The following is a 16,691-nucleotide window of genomic DNA, read 5'->3' as shown; positions in this document are numbered from 1 at the left end:
GGGCATGAGCGCCGCCGCCATCGCGCTCATGGCCGCTGGGATGGAGAAGAGGAACGTCCGCCGACGCATGATCCGAGTGTGCATCATGTGAGGCGGATGACGGTGGCGGCGTGGAGCGCTCGGAAGCAGACGCTCTTATGCGCCGGTCCATCGTGGTCGGGTGACCGGAACCACCGTGAGCAGGTGATCCAGGCCTTTGAAGTCCTTGGGGTTACAGGTGTAGAGCGGGAGACGGTTGGCGATGGCCACGCAGGCGATCATCAGGTCCGCTGTCCGAGGACGAGGCTTGCGGCCTGAGGCGATGACGGCCATCCACAGTTGGCCGTACTCGCGGGCGGCGGTGTCGTCGAAGGGAAGGGGATCGAACTCGGCCTCGGCCGCCTGAAGGACCTTCATCCGTTGAGCGAGTTCCTGCGGTCCGGACGCCATGAGCACACCTACCGACAACTCCGCGGTGGTGATGGCGCTGATCAGCATCTCGTCCGGCAGTTCGTCCGGATCGATCCCGGCACGCAGGATGAGGATGTTGGTGTCGAGCAGTCCTTGGGCGTGGCTCATTCCCCGTCCCCGGTGAACTCGCCTCTGCCGTAGGCGCGATCGTACGGATCGTACAGACCGTCGTTGACGTGACGATCCATGTCCTCGCGGTACTTCCGATCGTCGAGGCGTGGCATGCCCCGGGACATGGCTGCGAACTCCGCTCTTGAGACGGCCCGGCGCCGACGGCGGATGGGCACGAGGTCACCGATGTGATGGCCGTTGCGGGTGACGGCGTACCGCTCTCCGCGCTCCAGGCCGTCCATGATCTCCGCGGACCGGTTGCGCAGGTCACGCTGGGAGATCTGGTGGGTGTGGTCGGGCTGAGGAGTGCTCATCCATCAACCGTACAACGGAGTGCTACACGGTGCTATGTGGTAGCACAATCTGGAGAGCCGCTCTGGACCTGGGACAGATCGCGGCCTCCATGAAGCCTGGACCGGTTCATGTGTCGCTGGTCGTCTCCGCCCGTATCCGGATCGCCTTGTCCGAGATCGAGCAGGTTCGCAGGGTGCCCGGCATCGAGGTGAGGTTCAGTGACGAGCACATCGCCATGAGCGTCTTCCGGTTCGACTCCGAGATGCTGGTGACGCCCCACCTGGCCAAGCTGGTCGGGCATGATTCGCTGCTCGGTCGTACCTACGCGTGCGGCTTGGGGCCGTTCTCGCGCGGCCGTGCTCGGGCCGCCCGGACGTGAAGGCCAAAGATCCTTAACTGGATACCGGCGGTGAGCGGTCCGGGCACACGCGGATAGGGTGACGCGGTGCAGACTTGCGTGGAGACCGAGCGGTTGATCCTGCGCCGCATCACCGAGGACGATGCCGACAATTTAGTGGAGCTGGACAGCGATCCCGAGGTCATGCGCTACCTGAGCGGTGGCGAGCCGACGTCACGAGAGAAGATCGTCAGTGAGGTTCTGCCTCGCATCTTGAGCTACACCGGCGACCAGGGGTTTTTCGCCGCGATCGAGAAGTCGACTGAGGAGTTCCTCGGGTGGTTTCATCTGCGGGCCAAGCACGGTGAGCCCGAGGACGAGCCTGAGCTGGGCTACCGGCTGCGCAAAATCGCTTGGGGGAAGGGCTATGCCACCGAAGGATCTGTGGCACTGATCCAGAAGGCCTTCAGCGAGCTGGGGGCCCGTCGCGTCTATGCGGAGGCTTTAGCGGTCAACATCACGTCGCGGCGGGTGATGGAGAAGGCCGGGCTGCGGTACGTGCGCTCGTTTCACGTCGACAGGCCGGAGATCCCAGGATCCGAGCAGGGGGTAGTGGAGTACGAACTACTGAGAGCCGATTGGGAGAGCCTCCGGCGGGGGCCTCAGGCTCCGGGATGATCAGGCGGGCGAGGTGCGCGCGTCACGTGAGAAACACCAGGCCGCCGACTGATCGTCGGGCCATTAGCGGGCCATTAAGGGCGGTGAGCAGCGGTCAATCACGGTCACTCGCGGACTGTCCTCAGCGCAGGTCGAGGCGGTTGTGCTCGAAGATCGAGCCGATTTGCAAGCAGGATGTCAGGAGTTCGAATCTCCTAGGCTCCACTCCACGTCAAAGGCCACCTCCCATGATCGAGAAGTGGCCTTTTCGTATTCGTGCAGCACGGAAATACAGCAACGGCTACGCATCCAGCCGATCGCCGAGCTTCTTGAGCGCCTTGCGGGTCTCCTCCGACGAGACCTCGCTGTAGATGTTCATGATCGATCGTTAGCCCTGCCGACGGCTCATGAACAGATAGATCGCCGGTCCTCGCTCGCCGGGCCGGAGTACCAGGCTGGACATTGGAAACAGTCAGCAATCCCCTCGTCGGTGAACTGCCGGCGCCCGTTGTGTCGGTCGGCCCTGCGAGCATCGCGTCATGATCGCGACTCCTGACGACTATGCCTGGCTCACCGAAGCGGCGGACAATTGGTGCTTCACCTACGTCCGCGGCCTGACGCCCGAGCAAGTGGTGATCCGGCGCGGCGGCCGCCCGGAGGACTTCACCCCCATGACGTACGACGAATTGGGCGATGCCGCCTTCTCCGGTTCCTCCGGACCCGGAGCGTTCATCGGCGTGACGACCATCGGCGACTGGGCATTCGTCATCGAGCCCGACTGGAACGGCATCGCCGAGGGGGTGATCATGCCGCTGTCAGCGGGCACCCGCCTCGTCTCCCACTACCTCATGACAATTAAGGCCCTCGACTACTTCTACTGGATCGAGGACGGCGAGCTCCGGTTCTGCTTCGTCGCCCAGGAGGGCTACATGGAGGAGGTGCCAGACGAACTCGTAGAGACCATGGGACGGATCGATTCCGTCCATTCCTCCTTCTCCAACCTCCACGATGGGCCGGCGTTCCTCCTGGCCGAGCGCCTCACCGGAATCACGCTGACGCCGCAGCTGCTGGAGGAGTCCACTTATCTGTGCGGCGTCGTCCCCGAACCCCGGTCTTGGAGGATGCCCAGTCCATGGTGAGCCAGATCCAGCAGGAACAGCCCTAACCAGTCAAGATCATCAAGGCTCGCGGGCTGCGGATGAGAACTTTCTCTACGTCTTCAAGGCCGCCCGCCTACGGCAGCCTGCACGCCGGGGCGGTCGCCGGCCGCGCTGCGGTTCTTCGGCCGATCGCGACCAGCACGGCCCACGCGCTTTGACCCCCAGGCTGTGATCGCCAACACCATGACGATGTCACTCCACGAGATGTGACCGAAAAACGCCTTGAAGATGTCGGGTGGCGTCGTAGTCTGACGCCATGAAGCCGAGCGACTTTCTGCTCTCTGCGCAGCAAGGTTTCCTGGGGACGCCGTTGGTGCGGCAGGTGTTGGACGTCGAAGGGTGACCGCGCTGCGGAATGGCCCGCTGGAGGACGTGCCGGACCTGGAGGCCGCTCAGGCGATCATCTGCCTCGCACCCAGCGAACTGGAAGCTTTCGGTACCGACGGCGCTGCGAACATATCCGAAATTACCGCGTCGAAGGCTGGCATCAACGCCGCACCGACGGCCGAGAATGTAGGTGTCTAGTATGACTGGCAACCGCATCAACCGGGCCTACCGCCTACGACGCCGACCCGTTGGGCAACTCACCGACGGTGACCTCGAACTGGTTGAAGAGCAGGTACCGGAGCTGGCCGACGGTCAGGCCTTGGTCCGCACCAAGCTTCTCTCGCTCGACCCAACCTCCCGCGTCTGGATGAGCGATATGCGTAGCTACGAACCTCCGGTCCCGATCGGCGCAGTGATGCGTGGCTTCGGCGTCGGCGAAGTAGTTGCATCCAGGCGCGAAGACATGCCGGTCGGGGCCACTGTCAGCGGCTTCACCGGTTGGCAGGAACTGGTCCTTGCCGACGACTCGCAGCTGGAGGCGCCGCTTACTGTCCTGCCGACCCCGCTGCCGGCACCCGAGTCGGCCTTTCTCGGCGTCCTCGGCCACACCGGCATCTCGGCCTATCTCGGGATCGACTTGGCCGAGTTGAAAGAGGGAGAGACGATCGTCATCTCTGCCGCCTGCGGTGCGGTCGGCTCGATTGCCGGTCAGATCGCAAGGCAGAAAGGGGCGGGACGGGTGATTGGCATTGCTGGCAGTCCCAGCAAGTGCCAACACGCCGTCAAGGTTCTCGGCTATGACGCCTGCATCGACCACCACGCCGCCGACTGGCGTGCACAGCTCGACGCCGCCACACCGGATGGGATCGATGTCGATTTCGAGAACGTTGGCGGGCCGGTCATGGATCACATTTTGATGCGGCTCAACATCGGTGCCCGGGTTTCCCTATGCGGAATGATTTCCGAGTACAACAGCTATAACAAGGGCGGCGAACACACTGGAAGTCTCACCAACATAGTCCAGCTGATCATGCAGCGGGCGACGATCAAGGGCTTCCTTGTACTTGACTGGGCCCACCGCTTCGAAGAGGCGATCACATACCTCGCTGGGCTGCTCGGCGAAGGTAAGCTCCACTACGACGAGACGATCGTCGGCGGCGGCATTGAAGCTGCCCCGCATGCTCTCCATCAGCTGTTCAGCGGCGCAAATTTGGGCAAGCTACTTGTTCGGGTAGCAGATTGAGACGTCGCTTGGGAGGCCTCTTAAAGGGCTATGAAGTGCTCCGCTTCGGTGGGTAGGAGATAGTCGAGGCGTGGTCCGCTATCGAGAATATCAACCTCGGTAGCGGGTCGTACAGCTGTCCGCGCCTTGGTGGCTCAAGGGCGTCTACGACGTCGCTACGCGATCCAATGCCGCGTAGTGAGGTGGAGGCCGGTCAGTAGCGTGGTGTCTATATGAGACACACTCATAAGGACTGGCCCGGCGACCAACTACGGGACAGGTACGAGATGGTCTTGCAAGCGATATTGCCTGTGCTAAGCATTCGTGCAGGTCAGCCGGAATAAGCCGACCACACAGTTACCGCTCTCCTGATGCGGTGCTCTTTTGGCTGCCGCGGGGTTTCCGTTCCTCGGGCCTGGCGGCCCTGCGGTACGGGTCCCTTGCCATCGGATGGCGGAGCGGGCCATCGGCCGGGGGATGTGTACAGCAGCGGGATACAGCAACGTCGCCTCACGCGATCATACGTCACCGGCTCGTATCTACCACGTGACCAGGGCGCGGAGCCTCCCACCTCGTGGCTGGCTCCCGTTTGCAAGCAGGATGTCAGGAGTTCGAACCTCCTAGGCTCCGCCCCCCTCTCGACAGGAGGAAGCCCAGGTCGGGCGCGGTCGCCTCACCTGGGCTTCGATCTTCGTCCGGCCTCGTCCGGCTCTCGTGCCCGTTGAGTGCCCGAGTGCTTTCCGAGCGCTTTCCGAGCGCCTCACGGGCGAGGTCATCGGGGTCAGGGAAAGCGTCGCGCGAGCGGCCTGGGGCCGTTCCCGCACGCGGCGCGCGAGTTCGGGCGCCGCTATGGCTCGTCGAGCTCCGCGTCCTGTCTTCGAGCCTCGCGTTCCGCCCACTCCAACCGCTGAGCCGCACGCTCGGCCGTCACGCGCTCATGTAACGTCGGTTCTCTTCGACGCTCGTGCCGAATCGCCAATCGCACCGCCCAGTAGACGATGACGAACAACAGCGCGGCAGAAAGCATCCAGCTCACGAGTACGATGAGGCCTTCTGCCATCGCAAGTCCTTTATCAGTTTCCCGAACCAGGATGGCAAGCATGCCCGATCAGCCATTCAGCGTCTACTGCTTCAGCCGTACTCAGTGATCTTCAGTTCGGCAGGGGAGGCCTCTGCCGCACCCGGTGGAACTCGACGCTGACAAAGTGACCGTCGGTGAAGCCGAGGCGTACGCCGTCGCAGTGTGCGAACGGCGTTCCCCACGTGTCGTGCGGAGCATCCGGCAAACACGCCACCAACGCCAGTTCGATCGCCCCTCCGTGTCCGACCAACAGCGCCGATCCGCCCTCAGCGACACCGTTCACCGTTTCCGCCCAGATCGCCCGGTGGGTCTCGGCCACGGCCGCCGCGGTGCGGCCCTTCCGGATGATGTCCGCGATCTGCCGGTACGGCTCCGCCCAGTCCCACTGAGCATGCCGAGGGATCTCTTCGGATACGTAGCCCGACGGCATCTCCACGGTGTCGTCGACGGCGAAACCCATCGCCACGGCGGTCTCGACCGCCCGAGGGGACGAACCGGTGACGACGCGCTCGTAGGGGCCGACTCCGGAACCGATGAAACGGGCCAGGGCGATCCCGTCAGCCGACAGATGGGACCCTCGACCACGCATCGCGCCCTTCTTGGTGAGGCTGTGCCGGCGCACGTCCAGCCAACGCATGGACATCCTCCTCCACAAGACATTGTGGTGGTCAGATGAGAAACATATACGACCACCGCGATCATCGACTGTTGTGCTGACAAACGAAGATCATGCGGTGGTCGCAGGAGATAGTGTGACGGCCTCGCGCCGGAAAGCGCCGCGCGAGCGGCTCGGGGCCGTTCCCGCACGCGGCGCGCGAATTTGGGCCCCACTATGGCTCGTCGAGCTCCGCGTCCTGTCTTCGAGCCTCGCGTTCCGCCCACTCCAGCCGCTGAGCCGTACGCTCGGCCGTCACGCGCTCATGCGTGGACGTACGGTCCGAACCGTTCGGAGTCGGAGGGGCCGAGGCCCGAAGCGAGGAGTCATGTGACCTCGCCGCGGGCGCGTAGGGTCGCCACACCGTCGCCTTCGAGCTCGTCCCAGTAGCCGGAGCGTCCGGTCATCGCCATGATCAGCGCCAGTGTGGGGCCGGTCACGGGTGCGCCGGAGCCGGTCGTGAAGGGACCGTCGGTGGCGACGAGACGCAGGCCGCGGATTCGGCCCTTGGCGAGGACGACCAGGTCGGAGCGCCGGTAGTGGTCGGCCACCCGGGTGAGCGTCCCGATCGGATAGTCGCGCCGGATGCCCAATGGCCGTCGAATGTCCTCTCCGTGCACGACCGTCTCGCCCAGCATCGCCATGACGGGCAGGGGCGGCTTGGTCGTGCTGGTCACGATGCGGCGGAACCCGGCGAGCGTCTCGGCCGGGGTCGCTCCCAGCTGCTCGGCCAGTCGCATGGCCACCTGTGCGTCGAAGTCGAAGCGGCAGCGGATGACGCCGGTCATCCACCGTACCGGTGTGAGGCTCGCCCCTGAGGCGATGTGCGCCAGCACCTCGCGCACCGTCAGCCCGGTGCACAGGGACGGTGTGGTCCATTGCTCGCCGGTCAGGTCCGCGAGGTCGGCCGCCAGGGCCGCCCGCTCGGTGTGGACCAGGGACCAGATATCGGTCTTGTGGTGTGCCGTCGGCTCGGGTGCGGAGTCGGTCATGGTCAGTGGCTCACCAGACCGACATGGTTGCCGTCGGGGTCGGCGAACACCGCGATCCGTCCCAGGGGCGTCGGTGCCGGTTCCATGACGCGGCTGCCACCCAGGCTTTCCGCGCTCGCCAGCGCGGCCTCGACGTCGTCGACCGTGAAGTAGACCACGATCCCGGTGTACGGGCTGCCGGGACCGGCCTGGCCGATACCGCCTGCCGGACGGCCGCCGTCACCATCGATGAGTGTGTAGGTCTCGTCGATGACGTTCACCGTCCAGCCGAACAGCTCCTGGTAGAAGCGTCGTGCCTGCGAAGCGTCGGGAGTGGAGATGTCGAACCATCCGGGCGTGGGATGGGATCCGGTCGAAGTCATGGCAGTCCTCCTTCACATGGGCCGGTATGTGCCCTCGCCTGGTAGGACTGCCGCGGTAGGGCACAATCGTCGCTCATGGGGGAAAATTCGTCCGGGCTCCAGGCGGATCCGGCGATGCGGCGTGTTCAGGACGCTGACCTGGCCCGGGCTCGCGCGGGGGATGACGCCGCTTTCGCCCGCCTGGTAGGGCCGCTACGCCAGGAGTTGCACGGTCATTGCTACCGCATGCTGGGATCGAGCCACGACGCCGACGATGCCCTGCAGGATGCCCTGCTGCGCGCGTGGCGGGGGCTCGCGCGGTTCGAGGGACGTGGCTCGTTGCGTTCGTGGCTCTACACCGTGGCCACCCGTACCTGCCTGGACCTGGCCGACTCCCGCGGCAAGCGGGCGTTGCCCGTCGACCTCGGTCCATCCAGCGAACGCGCCGTGCTCGACGCCGCCCCGCTGACCGAGGTCGCCTGGCTGGGCCCCTACCCCGACCAGGGCCTCGCCGACGGCCGGGCCGTCCCTGAGGCGCGTTACGAGCAGCGCGAGTCCGTCGAACTCGCCTTCGTCGCCGCCCTGCAGCACCTGCCGGGCAACCAGCGGGCCGCGCTGCTGCTGTTCGACGTTCTCGGGTTCTCCGCCGCCGAGATCGCCTCCATGATGGGCACCTCGGCCACGTCGGTGAACTCCGCCCTGGCGCGGGCCCGCAGGCTCGTGACAGAGAAGATCCCCTCCATGAGTCAGCAGCAGGCGCTGCGGAAAATCGGTGACACCAAGGTCCAGCGGCTCGTGGCCGCGTTCGCGGCGGCGCTGGAACATGGCGACATCGGCGCCCTGGTGCCGCTGCTGACCGAGGACGTCACCTGGTCCATGCCGCCTCTGGCGACCTGGTACCAGGGACTGGCGGCCGTCACGGACTTCGCCGTGCAGGTTCCCATGACCAGATGCCCAAGCTGGCGGTCTCTTCGGACCAGCGCCAACGGCCAGCCCGCCGTGGCGTTCTACATCGGCGGCGACGCTACCGGATCGCACGCCGCCTGGTCGATCACCGTGTTCGCGTTCCGCGACGCGCGCATCTGCCAGATCGTCTCGTTCCTTGGTCCCGACCACTTCCCGGCCTTCGCGCTGCCCGCTTCGCTACCCTGACCCCGGGAGCCGCAGGGCGTTGGCCGGGTTCCGCGTCGGCCGCACACCGCCGTCTCTCCGCCGTAGGCGCGCCCGCGGTGTCTCAGTGCCTCGCCGACCACCGGCCCGCCGCCGCCCAGGCGCCACGAGCGACTCCGGGGGCGTTTCCCTGCTCCCGCTCACGTCGGTCATGTTCCGCGTTCGCCTGGCGCAGCGCCAGGAAGGCCAGGCCCACAGCGGTGAGCATCGTGAGCACCGAAAGAGTGAACCCCGCCGGCAACGACAGGGGCATGAGCGCCCCCGCCGGCGCGCTCATGACCGCTGGGATGAAAAAGAGGAACGTCCGCCGGCGCATGATCCAAGTGTGCATCCTGTGAGGCGGATGGCGGCGGCGCGGAGTGCTTCTAAACAGGCGCCCTCACACACCGGTCGATCTGGGCTTTGATCATGAGTCCGCCTTGGTGCTCTTCCATCGGTGAACGCGAACGGTCGCCGACCGGTTACGGGGTCGGGTTGGCGCGGTACCAGTCGAGGGTGGCGGCGATGGCGTCGGTGTGCGGTGCCGCGGCGAACGGGCCGAATGCGGCGGTGAACTTCGAGGCGTCGCTCACGAACGGCCGGTCGCGCTGGTACCACGTCTCACCGAGGGCGCGGACGGTCGGGTTGAATTCGTGCACGCCTGACGCGGCTCGTCAGTGGCTCACCCCGCCGCCGAGGTTCATGACGACCACCCCGGCGACGACGATCGCGGCACCGATGATGGTGATCGGGCGCACCTGCTCCCCGAACAGGAGCACCCCGCCCGCGAACGCGCCCACGGTGCCGAGCGCGGACCAGATCGCGTACACCGGCCCGACGTTCAGGGAGGTGAGGACCTTGGCCATCAGGGCGAACGAGATGAGATATCCGACCACCACGATCACCGAGGGGCCGAGCCGGGAGAATCCCGACGAGGCGCGTAGCGCCAGCGTGGCGGTGACCTCCGCGACGATCGCCAGCCCGAGCAGCACGTAGGGCATCAGAATCCCTCCCGGACCGGCGCGGCCGGCCGAGCGCGCACCTGGCGGTGCGGGTCGTCGCGTGGCGGCGTCAGGTCCGGCGGCCGCGTCGTCCACCGGCCGTCCACGGTCGGCCGTACCGGGGAGGATGTGGCCGCACGGCATCCCGCCGCGGAATCAACGCCAGAAATCAACGCAACGAACCTCGGACCTCGGGGGCGGTTTTCGTCCTGATGTTCAGGATTCGCCCTCTGAGAACTCGCCCAAACATACACGCCATGGATCTTGGGAGGCGTCGTCGGTGTGACGGCCCATGATCCCCGCTGGCCGGTCACGCGCTCGCGGGCCCGTGCCGCCGTCCGGACGGCGGCACGGGCCCGCCTCGCCTTCCGCGGCCTGAGCACGCGGCTTTTCGTTCTCTGGCCGTACGGACTCCTTTCGTTACTTGACCGCACGGATGCCGACGATGGCGGGGTTGGTACGGAAGTCGTCCCAGAACGTGTCGCCGGGGTCGGCGGGAAGCACGGGGGGAACGATCTCCACCGAGCGGAACCCCGCGTCGCGCAGGGCGGTGACCACCGGCTCCTCCTCCCAGAAGCAGGCCTGGAACGAGATGGGCGGGTTCACGTGCGCGGTGACCGTCAGCTCCTTTCCGCCGGGGAAGTCCGCGTCGGGCCGGTGGGTCAGGCCGTACTTGGTGGCCAGGGGCCCGTCCCAGTCGAAGTTCGGGTTCATCTCCAGGCCGGTGTACACGCCTCCGGGGGCGAGGTTGTCGTGGATGGTGCGGGCCATGGCGGCGAGGTCGGACCGGTCACGGGCGTAGCACAGCAGCCACACCGCGTTGACCAGGTCGAACCTGCCGACGACCCCGAGCGTCCGGGCGTCGTGGACCTTGTAGGCGATACCGAGCGGTTCGCGGGCCTCGGTGTGCTCGGCGACGGCGACCATCTCCTCGGAGATGTCCACCCCGAGCACCGAGGCCGCGCCGGCGCGGGCGATGATCCTGCTGTACCAGCCGGTTCCGCAGGCCAGGTCCAGCACGGACCTGCCCGCCACCGCGCCGGTCAGCGACTCGACCGTGGCCCGCTCGGGGCCCCTGGCCAGGGGCATCTCCCGCTTGAGCCGCTCGTAGGACCGGCCGATCTCGTCGTACTGGGTCCGCATCAGGCGGCCCTGCGGGTGGCGGAGGTCACTCGCTCGCGGACGGCGGCGACGACGTCGTCCCTGGCGTAGCTCTGGGCGTTGTAGAGGGAGCGGAGAGGATCGCGGATCTTGCGCCTGCCGTGCATGAGCCTGCTGTTGTCGACCAGCGCGACATCGCCCGCGTGCCAGTCGATCTCTTCGGTCTCCAGCTCGGTCGCCTCGATGATCTGGCGCATCAGCATGGCGTCCAGCGGACGGCCGTCCTCGAACTCGATCACCGGGGGCTCGTAGTTGACCGACGGGGTGAGGATGCTGTTGGTGAACGCGATGTCGCCGCCGAACAGCGTGGTGTGCGCGGCGTAGGTGAAGTACTTGTAGTGGACGGAGCCGTCGGGGCGCAGCCGGTACTTGACGTCGACGCCGTCGTCGGTCACCGCGAGCAGGTCGTCGAAGACGACCTCGTCGGCGGTCTTGGCACCGTCGAGCAGGCGGACGACGAGGTTCTTCCACTTGTCCTCGGGCATCGGCCTGGCGAAGGTGATCCGGGTGGACAGGAACAGCTCCTGGGTACGCGCCGGCAGCCGGTCCCACACGTGCAGCCCGTCGCAGATGGTGGTCTGCGAGCCGACCTTGGCCGGGGTCTCGCAGTAGAACCACACCAGGTCCGGCACCCACGGCGTGGCGCCGTTCTCCACGTGCAGGCCCTGCGGCACCAGGCCCGCCTCGATCTTCTGCGCGACGTTGCCGCCGGCGAACTTGCGCGCCGGGTCCAGGGTGATCCGCGAGGAGACGCTCTGGATGAGCGTGGAGAAGGTGGCCGGGTCGGTGTCGAAACCGCGCAGGAGGACGTAGCCGTGCTCGGCGAGCGCGGTCATCAGCTCGACGCGGTCGACGGTGTCGAGTCCGGCGCGGTCGGCGGTGGTGACGACCAGGCCCTTGCCGTCGGTGTGGTCGGTGGTGGTGAAGTTGCCCAGCATTTCTCAGACCTCCGTCAGGCCGAATCGGCCGGTGGTGAGTGCTTCCTTGATCTCTTTACGGCGAGGGCGTCCGGTGACGGTGAAGAACTCGGCGTAGAACGTCTCGTCGGCCTCGACGAACGCGGCGCTGCCGACCTGTTCGATCTCCGAGAGGACCTCGGCGTTGACGTGGCGCACGTCGGCGAGCGCGGCGGCGGGGTCGGTGCCGCGGCTGACGACGAAGACCGCGATCAGCCGCTCCATGTTGTCGCCGAACACGGCGGCGGCCTCGATGCCGGGTCGGCTCTTGTACTGCGCCTCGACCCATTCCGGGCTGACGTTGCGCCCGTTGGAGGTGATGATGATGTTCTTGAGCCTGCCGGTGATGGTGACGTAGCCGTCGTCGTCGATGTCGGCGATGTCGCCGGTGTGCAGCCAGCCCTCGGCGTCCAGCGGGAGCGCGGTCGGGTCGTCCGATCCGAGGTAGCCGGTGAGCAGGGACGAGCTGCGGATGAGGAGTTCGCCGGCGTCGGACCGCCTGACCTCGCAGTGCCGCAGGGGCTTGCCGACCGTGCCGAGACGGACGAGGCCGGGGCCGTTGAGCGTGGCGACGGAGCCGTTCTCGCTGAGGCCGTACGCGACGTACACCGGCAGGCCGCGGTCCCACATGACGCGCAGGACCTCGTCGGACACCGGGGCACCGCCGCTGAACAGCAGCATCGGGTCCTCCCGGCCGTACACCGCCAGCGACAGCTCGCGGGTGGTCGCGTCCGGGATGGTCCTGGCGTGGGCCGCGATGGACTCCACGAGGGACGGCGGTACCAGCGACACCGTGGGCCGGGCTTCGGCGAGCAGCCCGCGGACCTGCTCGACGTCACCGCCGGCGGTGCCCAGCGGCTTGGCCTCCTCGGGCAGGAACACGACCGTGCCGCCGGCGAGGAAGGTCAGGTAGACGGCGAAGACCTGCTCCACCAGCAGGCTCGTCGGCACGACGGAGACGTAGCGCTGCCACGCCTCGACGCCGACCCGGCTGGTGACGGAGTCGATCAGGTCGTCCACCGCGCCACGGCGGAGCATCACGCCCTTCGGGGTGGAGGTCGTGCCGGACGTGTGGACGATCTTGCAGATGGCGGACTCGTCCAGCGTCGCCGCGGCCCGGACCCTGGCGGTGATCTCCTCCGGGGAGTACTCCTCCCCGACCGCGATCGTGATGACCTCGCACCCCTCGGGGAGGATCCTGTCCTCGCCGCCCCACTCCGCCAGGCGCTTGCGTCCCTGCTCGTCCACCAGGCAGACGATCGAGTGCGACAACAGATGGCGGGCCTGGTCCCGGCCGAAGGCGATCGGGATGGGCACCGACCGCACGCCGGTCAGCAGGCAGGCCAGGTCGCCGACGATCCCCTCCACACCGTTGCCGGTGAGCAGGCCGATCGTGCTGGTCCCGGTGTCCCTTCCCTCGGCCGCGGCGACGACCGCGTCGCCGGTGCGGATCGCCGCGCCGAGCACGGTCCCGTAGGTGTACGGGCGGGGCGGCGCGGACGACTTCATCTCCTCCACGGCCACCTTCTCCAGTGAGCCGAGGCGGTCGAGGGCATGGTCAAGCCAACGCATCAGCGGACTCCTTCTATGCGTTCAGATCTCGGTGCCGTTGAAAAGCCGGGTGCCGTTGAAAGCCCGGTCGGAAAGCCCGGTGCCGTTGAAAGCCCGGTTGAAATCCCTGCCGGAGGGAGCGCCGTCAGCCGGCGGCCCGCGGGGCGACGTCCCGCCCGCAGCGGAGGATCCCCGTGCGGGGTTTCGCGGAGTAGTAGGTGCCCCAGTCCGTGCCGCCGGTCCCGGCGAGGTCGGCGCGGCGGGCGTTGGTGAGGGTGTGGAACTCCCAGCCCGCGACCCTGGCCACGTCGTGGAGCTTCTCGGTCAGCGTGGACAGCAGGAAGTCGTATCCCAGGTGGAGGGCGATCCCCGGAAGGGCGCGCATGAGGAACAGGCCGGCGCCGGGGTGGAACGACGCGATCGGGCCCATCTCCACGACCCGGCGGCGGTCGACGTGGGTCCCCGGAACCAGGTCGGCGCAGGCCCGCTCGACCGGGACGTCGAGGTAGTTCTCCGACAGCAGCCTGCGCCCGGCGGCGGTGGTGAGCCCCGCGACGCCCAGGATGCGGCCGGAGGTGGGCGAGTCGCGGGCGCCGTCCCACGCGGTGACGAACAGGTCGGGGCCGGGGGTGACGACGGCGCCGTACCGGTCGAGGTACTTGCGCTTCACGCTGTCGACGCAGAATCGGTAGTTCGGCGTGCCGGGACTGGCGAACCCCGTCCGGAGAAGCGGAGGGGTCACGGGGCCGGGCCGGACCTCCTCCAGCGACGGCAGGGATACGGACAAGGAGTCGGACGCGGTGCCAGGTGTTGCCATTTCCTCATCCTCATCTCGAAGTGCCTATCTGCTTGCGTATGCCCAACTCTGCGTGACCCCGGGTCGCCGGAACAGGAGTTTCGGGTGCAGCAAACTGCCCGGGGCTGCAGTTTTCTGCCAAAGACCGGCGCTTGACATGCCGTACGGCTCCGCACCGGACGGTGCCGCGGGTGGCGGCGATCTCTGTACGGGCAGGTGAGGGGCGGGAAGGGACGTCCGCGGGAGACGATCGGCGGCGAGAAGAAGCCCCGTACGGAGGGTCCTCGGTACGGGGCTGTCAGGTGCCGGAAGGGCGCACGGCGAGGCCGCGCCCTTCCCCTCGCCGACCGGTGCCGGTCAGGCCACGACCGCCGGTCAGGCCATGTGGGCCGGGCCGCCGCCGGCGGGCCCGCTCACGACGCCTCGCCGCCCTGCCGGCGCACCATCTCGGTGATCCAGACGGGTGCGAACGGAGACGTGCAGCCCGGGGAGGTCGGGTAGTCCCTGAGCACCCCCAGGCGCTCACCGATGCCGATCGCACGGGCGCGGTGCCCGGCGTGCTCGATCCCGATCTGGGCCAGGCAGGTGTTCATCGCCCACTGCAGGCGATCCGGGGCGCCCTTCATCTCCGCCTCGATGACGTCGAGCAGTCCCGCGAGGTCGAGGCCCTCGGGCTTCCTCGACACGCGTTCGGCGGTCAGCGCCCAGCCGGCGGCCGCGACCGCCGGATCCGGGTCGGTGGACCAGGCCAGGCGCAGCTCCTCGGAGTGCGGGTTCTTCTTCACCACGTAGTTCACGAGCCAGTCGTGCACCTTGGGGGTGCGCGCCTCACGCAGCATGGCGTCCAGCTCGTCACGCCCGAACGCCTTCGGGCGGCAGATCAGGAGGGCCAGCAGCCTCGCCGCGGTGTCACCCGTCTCCCAGAGCCGGCGCGCGAGCTCCTGCTGTGTCTTCAGCCGCTTGGCGAGCGCGCGCAGCCTGCCGAGGTTCACACCGTGATCGTCGCCGTGCCTCTCGTTCACCTCGCGGGCCCTCGGGTCCTCAAGCCCGGCCAGCTCGGCCATCACCTCGGCCACCGTGGTCCCGGTCGGCGTCGTCTCGGCCACCTCGTTCTCCTGTCCGTCACGTGCGGGATCCGCCCTACGCCGGATCGAGCGCGTGCCCCGGGTCAACGGTCTCACCCAAGGCTTATATAAGACAAGGCTGAATAAGGTCGGGAGGGGCCTTCCCCGGCCGCATCCGGACGCCTGTCACACACGGCGGGGCCGTCCGGCCGGTCTGTGCGTCCGCGGCCCGGCCGTGATCGGTCGTGTCCGTGCGGACCGGAGCCGGCCCCCGGCCGCGTCGCGGACTGCCGGGGGCCCCTCACGGCGCGGGGTGTGGCCGGTGACGGGAGCCGCGCCGCTCCGCGCCACCGGCGGCATCAGGTGAGCAGCCAGATGGCCGAGAACAGGCCTATGACCATCACGAGCGTCCGCAGGTACGAGGCCCGCATTCGCCGGCCGAGCACCGCACCGACCCAGCCGCCGAGAAGGGCGCCGGCGCCGAGCAGCAGAACGGGTTGCCAGACCGGCAGCAGATGCCCGGTCATGATGAAGACCACCGTGCCCGTGGCGTTGATCGTCGTCGCGGTGAGGATCTTGAGGGCGTTGATCTGCTGGAGCGACATGCGCGGGAACGCCACGTTGAACACCGAGAACAACAGCACGCCGAGAGCCACCACCCAGTAGCCCCCGTAGACGCTGACGGCCAGCATCATGGCCCACGGCCCGAGGCGGCGAAGGCGGCTGGAGTGCGACTCGCCGGTGGCGGCGTGGCGGTCCGGATCGGCGGTCGCGGGGTCGGCGACCGCGGTGTCCGCGGTCGCGACGACCTCGACGGCCGGACCGTCTCCCGCCGGATCGGGTCCCACACCGGCGGGAGACGGCCCCGAGGCGGCCGGCACGAGCACCAAGGCGGGCCGGGACGCGGGCTGGGACACGGTCTCCCGGGCCGGGACGCCGGACTCCCGCCGGGTACGGCGGCTCATCAGCGGTTGCGCCGCGGCCAGGGCCGTGGCGGCGAGGATGAGCACCGGCGTGGCCGACGCGAAGTATCTGGCCGGGAGGCTGAGCAGGAGCACGCTGCCCACGAGGCCGCCGGCCACCGCCACCACGATGATCTTCACCAGGAGCGCCGGCTGCTTGGGCAGCCAGGTGCGATAGCCGTACGCCCCGGAGATCCCTCCGGGCAGCAGGCCCAGGCCGTTGATGATGTTGGCCAGCAACGGCGGATATCCCAGCCAGATCAGCACGGGGAAGCTGACCAGCGACCCTCCGGCGACGACCGTGTTGAGCGCGCCCGAGGCGACGCCCATGGTCGTGAGGAAGACGGTGTCCGACCACGTCATGATCGGTCCCGGGGGGTCACGCCGGTGGCCGCCGCGGCACCGTCCCCCGGTCCCGGATCCC

The 16,691-nt window shown here is 67.9% G+C and carries 21 protein-coding genes; 6 read left to right on the top strand and 15 right to left on the bottom strand.

Going from position 1 to position 16,691, the window contains the following annotated elements; translation table 11 throughout:
• Positions 1–135: 135 nt before the first annotated feature.
• Both HDA43_RS15845 and HDA43_RS15840 read right to left on the bottom strand, forming a co-directional pair.
• The gene (locus tag HDA43_RS15845; protein ID WP_179821450.1) at positions 136–558 is read right to left on the bottom strand and encodes a type II toxin-antitoxin system VapC family toxin; all 423 of its coding nucleotides are present in this window, start codon (positions 556–558) and stop codon (positions 136–138) included.
• Positions 555–875, bottom strand: coding sequence for a type II toxin-antitoxin system Phd/YefM family antitoxin (locus tag HDA43_RS15840; protein WP_179821448.1), 321 nt, complete (start codon positions 873–875; stop codon positions 555–557). The genes HDA43_RS15845 and HDA43_RS15840 overlap by 4 nt, the downstream gene beginning before the upstream one ends.
• An 89-nt stretch (positions 876–964) precedes the next feature.
• Between HDA43_RS15840 and HDA43_RS15835 the strand changes: the two genes are divergently transcribed.
• From HDA43_RS15835 to HDA43_RS15815, 5 genes are all read left to right on the top strand, one after another.
• Complete coding sequence (locus HDA43_RS15835; protein WP_246424000.1) at positions 965–1,234, top strand: hypothetical protein; 270 nt, start codon at positions 965–967, stop codon at positions 1,232–1,234.
• Positions 1,235–1,300: 66 nt separating this feature from the next.
• Entirely contained in the window at positions 1,301–1,870 is a 570-nt protein-coding gene (locus HDA43_RS15830) for a GNAT family N-acetyltransferase (protein ID WP_179821445.1), read from the top strand.
• Between the two features lie 518 nt (positions 1,871–2,388).
• Complete coding sequence (locus HDA43_RS15825) at positions 2,389–2,988, top strand: DUF6461 domain-containing protein (RefSeq protein WP_179821443.1); 600 nt, start codon at positions 2,389–2,391, stop codon at positions 2,986–2,988.
• A gap of 360 nt (positions 2,989–3,348) precedes the next feature.
• Complete coding sequence (locus HDA43_RS15820; protein WP_179821440.1) at positions 3,349–3,534, top strand: hypothetical protein; 186 nt, start codon at positions 3,349–3,351, stop codon at positions 3,532–3,534.
• Position 3,535: 1 nt separating this feature from the next.
• A complete protein-coding gene (locus HDA43_RS15815) occupies positions 3,536–4,579 on the top strand; it encodes an NADP-dependent oxidoreductase (protein ID WP_179821438.1) in 1,044 nt (347 codons plus the stop codon).
• Between the two features lie 826 nt (positions 4,580–5,405).
• On the opposite strand, the gene HDA43_RS15810 is transcribed toward HDA43_RS15815, so the two are convergent.
• The 4 genes from HDA43_RS15810 to HDA43_RS15795 all read right to left on the bottom strand — a co-directional run bounded on the left by HDA43_RS15810 (position 5,406) and on the right by HDA43_RS15795 (position 7,648).
• Positions 5,406–5,660, bottom strand: coding sequence for a hypothetical protein (locus HDA43_RS15810; RefSeq protein WP_179821436.1), 255 nt, complete (start codon positions 5,658–5,660; stop codon positions 5,406–5,408).
• A 49-nt stretch (positions 5,661–5,709) separates the two neighbouring features.
• Entirely contained in the window at positions 5,710–6,276 is a 567-nt protein-coding gene (locus tag HDA43_RS15805) for a histidine phosphatase family protein (protein WP_179821434.1), read from the bottom strand.
• 344 nt (positions 6,277–6,620) lie between these two features.
• A complete protein-coding gene (locus HDA43_RS15800; protein ID WP_179821432.1) occupies positions 6,621–7,286 on the bottom strand; it encodes a maleylpyruvate isomerase family mycothiol-dependent enzyme in 666 nt (221 codons plus the stop codon).
• 2 nt (positions 7,287–7,288) lie between these two features.
• Complete coding sequence (locus tag HDA43_RS15795) at positions 7,289–7,648, bottom strand: VOC family protein (protein ID WP_179821430.1); 360 nt, start codon at positions 7,646–7,648, stop codon at positions 7,289–7,291.
• Between the two features lie 75 nt (positions 7,649–7,723).
• Here HDA43_RS15795 and HDA43_RS15790 point away from each other — a divergent pair, with 75 nt between their 5' ends.
• Positions 7,724–8,779, top strand: a complete 1,056-nt coding sequence (locus tag HDA43_RS15790) for a sigma-70 family RNA polymerase sigma factor (protein ID WP_218911738.1) — start codon at positions 7,724–7,726, stop codon at positions 8,777–8,779.
• A gap of 82 nt (positions 8,780–8,861) precedes the next feature.
• Here HDA43_RS15790 and HDA43_RS15785 read toward each other — a convergent pair whose 3' ends face one another.
• The 9 genes from HDA43_RS15785 to HDA43_RS15745 all read right to left on the bottom strand — a co-directional run bounded on the left by HDA43_RS15785 (position 8,862) and on the right by HDA43_RS15745 (position 16,630).
• Positions 8,862–9,074, bottom strand: a complete 213-nt coding sequence (locus tag HDA43_RS15785; protein WP_179821428.1) for a hypothetical protein — start codon at positions 9,072–9,074, stop codon at positions 8,862–8,864.
• Between the two features lie 184 nt (positions 9,075–9,258).
• On the bottom strand, positions 9,259–9,435 hold the full coding sequence (locus HDA43_RS15780) for a hypothetical protein (protein ID WP_179821426.1): 177 nt from the start codon (positions 9,433–9,435) through the stop codon (positions 9,259–9,261).
• A gap of 15 nt (positions 9,436–9,450) precedes the next feature.
• Positions 9,451–9,777: a DMT family transporter gene (locus HDA43_RS15775; RefSeq protein ID WP_179821424.1), complete on the bottom strand. Its 327-nt coding sequence runs from the start codon at positions 9,775–9,777 to the stop codon at positions 9,451–9,453.
• A gap of 420 nt (positions 9,778–10,197) precedes the next feature.
• Positions 10,198–10,920 (bottom strand): class I SAM-dependent methyltransferase, encoded by a 723-nt coding sequence (locus HDA43_RS15770; RefSeq protein ID WP_179821422.1) that lies wholly within the window; start codon positions 10,918–10,920, stop codon positions 10,198–10,200.
• Positions 10,920–11,876 carry a TauD/TfdA family dioxygenase gene (locus HDA43_RS15765; protein ID WP_179821419.1) on the bottom strand — a complete coding sequence of 319 codons (957 nt, stop codon included), beginning with the start codon at positions 11,874–11,876 and terminating at the stop codon, positions 10,920–10,922. The genes HDA43_RS15770 and HDA43_RS15765 overlap by 1 nt, the downstream gene beginning before the upstream one ends.
• Before the next feature lie 3 nt (positions 11,877–11,879).
• Positions 11,880–13,466 (bottom strand): AMP-binding protein, encoded by a 1,587-nt coding sequence (locus HDA43_RS15760; RefSeq protein WP_179821416.1) that lies wholly within the window; start codon positions 13,464–13,466, stop codon positions 11,880–11,882.
• 124 nt (positions 13,467–13,590) lie between these two features.
• Positions 13,591–14,262, bottom strand: coding sequence for a thermostable hemolysin (locus tag HDA43_RS15755; protein WP_179821414.1), 672 nt, complete (start codon positions 14,260–14,262; stop codon positions 13,591–13,593).
• 392 nt (positions 14,263–14,654) lie between these two features.
• Entirely contained in the window at positions 14,655–15,305 is a 651-nt protein-coding gene (locus HDA43_RS15750) for a DNA alkylation repair protein (RefSeq protein WP_218912223.1), read from the bottom strand.
• A 359-nt stretch (positions 15,306–15,664) separates the two neighbouring features.
• The gene (locus HDA43_RS15745) at positions 15,665–16,630 is read right to left on the bottom strand and encodes a sulfite exporter TauE/SafE family protein (RefSeq protein ID WP_179821410.1); all 966 of its coding nucleotides are present in this window, start codon (positions 16,628–16,630) and stop codon (positions 15,665–15,667) included.
• Positions 16,631–16,691 lie beyond the last annotated feature (61 nt).

The organism is Streptosporangium sandarakinum, from assembly GCF_013409935.1.
GTDB lineage: Bacteria > Actinomycetota > Actinomycetes > Streptosporangiales > Streptosporangiaceae > Streptosporangium > Streptosporangium nondiastaticum.
The sequence above is the reverse complement of the archived record's forward strand: the minus strand, read 5'-3'. Positions and strand labels throughout refer to the sequence as shown.

Bases quoted from the DNA above. Each gene is read 5' to 3' on its own strand.
- HDA43_RS15845 (WP_179821450.1), bottom strand. From the start codon at position 558: ATGAGCCACGCCCAAGGACTGCTCGACACCAACATCCTCATCCTGCGT.
- HDA43_RS15840 (WP_179821448.1), bottom strand. From the start codon at position 875: ATGAGCACTCCTCAGCCCGACCACACCCACCAGATCTCCCAGCGTGAC.
- HDA43_RS15835 (WP_246424000.1), top strand. From the start codon at position 965: ATGAAGCCTGGACCGGTTCATGTGTCGCTGGTCGTCTCCGCCCGTATC.
- HDA43_RS15825 (WP_179821443.1), top strand. From the start codon at position 2,389: ATGATCGCGACTCCTGACGACTATGCCTGGCTCACCGAAGCGGCGGAC.
- HDA43_RS15815 (WP_179821438.1), top strand. From the start codon at position 3,536: ATGACTGGCAACCGCATCAACCGGGCCTACCGCCTACGACGCCGACCC.
- HDA43_RS15810 (WP_179821436.1), bottom strand. From the start codon at position 5,660: ATGCTTGCCATCCTGGTTCGGGAAACTGATAAAGGACTTGCGATGGCA.
- HDA43_RS15805 (WP_179821434.1), bottom strand. From the start codon at position 6,276: ATGCGTTGGCTGGACGTGCGCCGGCACAGCCTCACCAAGAAGGGCGCG.
- HDA43_RS15800 (WP_179821432.1), bottom strand. From the start codon at position 7,286: ATGACCGACTCCGCACCCGAGCCGACGGCACACCACAAGACCGATATC.
- HDA43_RS15795 (WP_179821430.1), bottom strand. From the start codon at position 7,648: ATGACTTCGACCGGATCCCATCCCACGCCCGGATGGTTCGACATCTCC.
- HDA43_RS15790 (WP_218911738.1), top strand. From the start codon at position 7,724: ATGGGGGAAAATTCGTCCGGGCTCCAGGCGGATCCGGCGATGCGGCGT.
- HDA43_RS15785 (WP_179821428.1), bottom strand. From the start codon at position 9,074: ATGAGCGCGCCGGCGGGGGCGCTCATGCCCCTGTCGTTGCCGGCGGGG.
- HDA43_RS15775 (WP_179821424.1), bottom strand. From the start codon at position 9,777: ATGCCCTACGTGCTGCTCGGGCTGGCGATCGTCGCGGAGGTCACCGCC.
- HDA43_RS15770 (WP_179821422.1), bottom strand. From the start codon at position 10,920: ATGCGGACCCAGTACGACGAGATCGGCCGGTCCTACGAGCGGCTCAAG.
- HDA43_RS15765 (WP_179821419.1), bottom strand. From the start codon at position 11,876: ATGCTGGGCAACTTCACCACCACCGACCACACCGACGGCAAGGGCCTG.
- HDA43_RS15760 (WP_179821416.1), bottom strand. From the start codon at position 13,466: ATGCGTTGGCTTGACCATGCCCTCGACCGCCTCGGCTCACTGGAGAAG.
- HDA43_RS15755 (WP_179821414.1), bottom strand. From the start codon at position 14,262: ATGGCAACACCTGGCACCGCGTCCGACTCCTTGTCCGTATCCCTGCCG.
- HDA43_RS15750 (WP_218912223.1), bottom strand. From the start codon at position 15,305: ATGGCCGAGCTGGCCGGGCTTGAGGACCCGAGGGCCCGCGAGGTGAAC.
- HDA43_RS15745 (WP_179821410.1), bottom strand. From the start codon at position 16,630: ATGACGTGGTCGGACACCGTCTTCCTCACGACCATGGGCGTCGCCTCG.